Origin of the sequence: Winogradskyella pacifica (assembly GCF_003386275.1) — a bacterium.
In the GTDB taxonomy this organism is placed as follows: Bacteria; Bacteroidota; Bacteroidia; order Flavobacteriales; family Flavobacteriaceae; genus Winogradskyella; species Winogradskyella pacifica.
This window is the reverse complement of the sequence record NZ_QREI01000021.1, coordinates 1-4,140: the sequence shown is the minus strand read 5'-3', so window position 1 is coordinate 4,140 and position 4,140 is coordinate 1. Positions and strand designations below refer to the sequence as shown.

General features: G+C 30.2%; 4 protein-coding genes. All 4 read left to right on the top strand.

All coding sequences use genetic code 11. The features are described 5' to 3' along the window. Positions 1-938 precede the first annotated feature (938 nt). The 4 genes from DFQ09_RS18450 (at position 939) to DFQ09_RS18435 (ending at position 3,919) form a co-directional block, all read left to right on the top strand. Positions 939-1,550, top strand: coding sequence for a DUF559 domain-containing protein (locus DFQ09_RS18450; RefSeq protein ID WP_181897215.1), 612 nt, complete (start codon positions 939-941; stop codon positions 1,548-1,550). A 149-nt stretch (positions 1,551-1,699) separates the two neighbouring features. After that, positions 1,700-2,353 (top strand): hypothetical protein, encoded by a 654-nt coding sequence (locus DFQ09_RS18445; protein WP_115813072.1) that lies wholly within the window; start codon positions 1,700-1,702, stop codon positions 2,351-2,353. Positions 2,354-2,557: 204 nt separating this feature from the next. Further along, the gene (locus tag DFQ09_RS18440; protein WP_147298379.1) at positions 2,558-3,067 is read left to right on the top strand and encodes a hypothetical protein; all 510 of its coding nucleotides are present in this window, start codon (positions 2,558-2,560) and stop codon (positions 3,065-3,067) included. A gap of 144 nt (positions 3,068-3,211) precedes the next feature. Continuing rightward, positions 3,212-3,919 (top strand): hypothetical protein, encoded by a 708-nt coding sequence (locus DFQ09_RS18435; protein WP_115813068.1) that lies wholly within the window; start codon positions 3,212-3,214, stop codon positions 3,917-3,919. Positions 3,920-4,140 lie beyond the last annotated feature (221 nt).

Sequence of the window (4,140 nt, the reverse complement as noted above, 5' to 3'; positions counted from 1 at the left end):
TGACGAAGTCTAAAGCTTCTGCGTGTATATTAACCTTATTCCTCTCTTTTGTTCTTTCTAATTTATCCTTAAATTTAATGAATTGTAAACTTAAGCCGTGTATAATTAATTGCTTGGTCACTGCCGACTTACGAACATTCCTGCGGAATATTCTATCTGTGATTTATTTGCTAAATTAGTTGCTTAACCACGCAACTAACCATACACAATCACGTTGGCAGCAATGCGTGTGCGGCAAAACACAACTCTAAATTTGAACTTATACAAATCTGAATTTTAAGAATAAAAATAAAATTGGATTTCAAAACGTTGGAATGAAAATCACAACGCAGGAATTACAAGCAGAACGGAAAATTGCGGTTGGAAAAATAACAACATCGCAATAAAAAAGCCTAGTTTCTTTTTCGCGATTTTTTTTTTTGAATTTTAAGTAAGTAAAATCAGAAAAAATGAAGTCTGAAATTTTAATTTCCTGCAGAACTAAATTAGAATAATTATCTAATTCATTAAACACGAGAACTAGAATTTGATAAGTTTCCTCGATATTAAAAAGATAACGCAGGATTTCCAAACTGAACGTAAAATGCGTGTCTGATTAGCAACAACGCAGGACTAAAAATAGATTATCTATCAATTTATTTAATGTTTAAGATAATTAGATAACTAATTGAAGTATATTAAATTATCGTTTCTTTAAAAAACATAGCGGATAAAAAAATAAGCACGGCTGCCAACACCGTGTATATTTAATTGCTTTGTATGTGCTCATCTGGAATATTCCTTCGGAATATTCTCAGGTTCGTGGGTTTTTGTTAACTTACTCGCTGAACCACGCAACTAAGCATACACAAAACCGTTGGCAGTAATTAAAACGCAAGTACACGCAAGAATTTTTAGAAATTAAATTGATGTTTACAATTAACGACAAATCAAATTATGTGTCCGAGGATTTATGTGAAAGTCCTATCGAGAGAATTTTTTTATCTGAGATTGTAAAATATCTTGAGGTAGGAACTCAAATTGGTCAACAAATTGAATACTCAACCAAAATCGGGAATTTTAGAGTTGACTTTTTAATAAAGAAAGGAAAACTTGAATATGTTATTGAACTAGACGGAAAAGAATTTCATAAAGAAGAAAACGATATATGGAGAGATAGTTTTTTACTTGGCGAAAAAAAAGTAAAGACAATAATCCGAATAAAGGGAAAAGACATAACCTATAACATAAACGAATGTTTATACTTTTTAAGTCAGGTATTTCCTGAAAGCTTTTCGCAAAGAGGGAAATTAAATTTAGGAACTTTAATTGAACCAAAAAATAAAAGTACAATTGACGAGAATATTAAAGAAAACTTATTTGATTGTATTGACAAATTTTATCTAGAAAAAATGGAGTTTGACCTTGACGAAATTAAGAGATATCCTTCAATAGAAATTAGCATTAAAGATTCAACGAAATTTAAATATTGGGAAAAATTATACAATTTTGCATTGAAAAATAAAATATATGACATTGTAGAATTGAATAAAAAATACTTTAAAAAATAACTACTGCCAACACCGTGTATAATTAATTGCTAGGTAAGTTCTCATCTGGAATATTCCTTCGGAATATTCACAGGTTCGTACCTTTTTGTTAACTTAGTTGCTTAACCACGCAACTAACCATACACAATCACGTTGCCACCAATTAAAAAATGACGAACGAAGAGATTTACGAAAAAGCGAATAGTGTCATCGGAATTGATGGAATGACAGGAAATGAACGCCTTTTTGCAAGTGGATTAATGGATACCTTTGACAAAGCAAAAAAGAAAGACAAATATTTAGCAAGAACAATTTTACAAGCTTTAAAATTTGATGAACTTTCAATAAGCAGAATAATTGGTTATTCAATAGATTCATTGAAATATCCAAACGCTTGGGATTTTCCGAATGAAAACTCTAATGGTCTGAATAATGAAGAAAAAGCGGTTTTGGAATACTCTGACCTGAACGAAATCGGAATGGGAGCACCTTTACGTGGAATTTACCGAATAAAGACAAATCAGAATAAAAGTATTTTAATTAGTAATAATTGTGGTGGACCAGCAATTTGGGCAAGAAATGGATTAAAAATAGCCATTCCGATTTGGGAAAAGTCTTTTTTTAATGGAACATTTCAAAGAATTGGAATTGTAGATTTAAAAAAACAAACGCTGACTAAATACAAGAAAAAATTTCGAGTTTTAGATTTGAAGTCATTTACCGGAAATTTAATTTCAGGAATTGACAGTCCAATTCACAAAATGAAAACTATCGAATTCGATTATGAAAACGAACCGATTGAGGAAGTAGTCGGAATAAAATAACTGGTGGCAACACCGTATATAATTTATTGCTAGTTCTAGCCTACTTACGAAAATCCTCGCGGATTTTCTATTCGGTCTTTATTTGCTAAATTTAGTGCTTAAACCACGCAACAAACCATATACAAAACCGTTGTAACCAATTTGAGAAACCTAATGGCAATTAACCAATTTATAACATACATACTGCCGAAAAAGGCAATTGAAATGAAATTTGGAGAAATACCAAATCAATTGGAAATTAAACATTCTGAATGGGAAAAGTTTTGGGAAAAATATACTGAAACTGACAACGAAGATTTAGAGCCTGAATTTGAAGATGCAAGAACAACAAATTGGTGGAAAGAGATAGAAGTTAATGTAGCAGAATTAGAAAAACAAATTGACAAAATAATTACTCGTGCAAGTTGGACAGACGATACAATTTGGAAAAGTGAAAAAGCGGAATTTGACCACGATGTTAGTCTTGGTTTAAATAAAACTAATGAATTTATCGATGAATTTATGTTTCGGACTGACTTAACAGATACTACTCTGAATTTCCTTAATTCAATGCTTGATATTTGTAAAGAAAATGATTGGATTTTAATGGACAGAAACGGAAATTTATGCAAACCGAATATTTCAGATTTAGCACAATTAATAAAAGGTTCAGATACTGACCGATTTTTAAGAAATCCGAACAAATTTTTTGACGAATTGAGTAATGAAAAATAAAAACTGGTTACAACACCGTATAAAATTAATTGCTGGTTCTAGCCTACTTACGAAAGTCCTCGCGGACTTTCTATCTGTGATTTATTTGCTAACTTTAGTGTTTAAACCACGCAACTAATCGTATACAAAACCGTTGCCAACAATATGAAAAAAACGACAGTAATATTATTCAATCTATTTTGCTTCCTGAACATTTTTGCTCAAAATGATTCGATTAAAACAATTGATTTTAGAAATGTAGAAAAAAAACTATTAACATCAACTGATGGAAATGTAAATAATCAATTTAAATATGACTTCAAAATAATTGATTCATTATATTTTTATGAAAATTCGTATAAGAAAGACTTATTAACAACCGAATATAAAAAGGATTTTGAATTACTTATTGGAGACAGAAAATCAATTATTAAATTTGAATGTAAAGAAAGTATTCCTGAAACTTGTTACAGATATGCAGGATATTCTAATAATGCTGAAGTTTACCTTATTTCTAAATGTAGAGATGTATGCGAATTATATTTAATAGATGCATATAATGGTTCAACCTTATCTGTATCATCTGAATTTGATGGTGGCTCGTTTCCCGTTTTCTTATATGGATATATGATTCTTTACTCTTCCTACTACGATGACAGTTATGGAAAATGTTATGACTATCGCTCAATTATTGATATTTATAAAATGTATAGCACCAATAATATAGAACAAAATTTCAAATATGTTGGGAGTATTAATTCAAAAAATTGGTCAATTCGAGAACTATACGAATCTAATAATCAAAACTCATTTTTAATGAAAATTTATGATGAACGGAATGAATTTGATTATATTGAAATAACTATTGAATAAAAAATACTGTTGGCAACACCGTGTATAGTTAATTGCTAGTACTCGCCTACTTACGAAAATCCTCGCGGATTTTCTATTCGGTTTTTATTTGTTAACTTAGTCGCTAAACCACGCAACTAACCATACACGTATTCCAAGATCAAATCCTAGTAATATTTAGTTTTATTTTTTAGGCTGCATATTGCTGAAGAACGACATAAGGTGTTCCTCTTTTTACTACG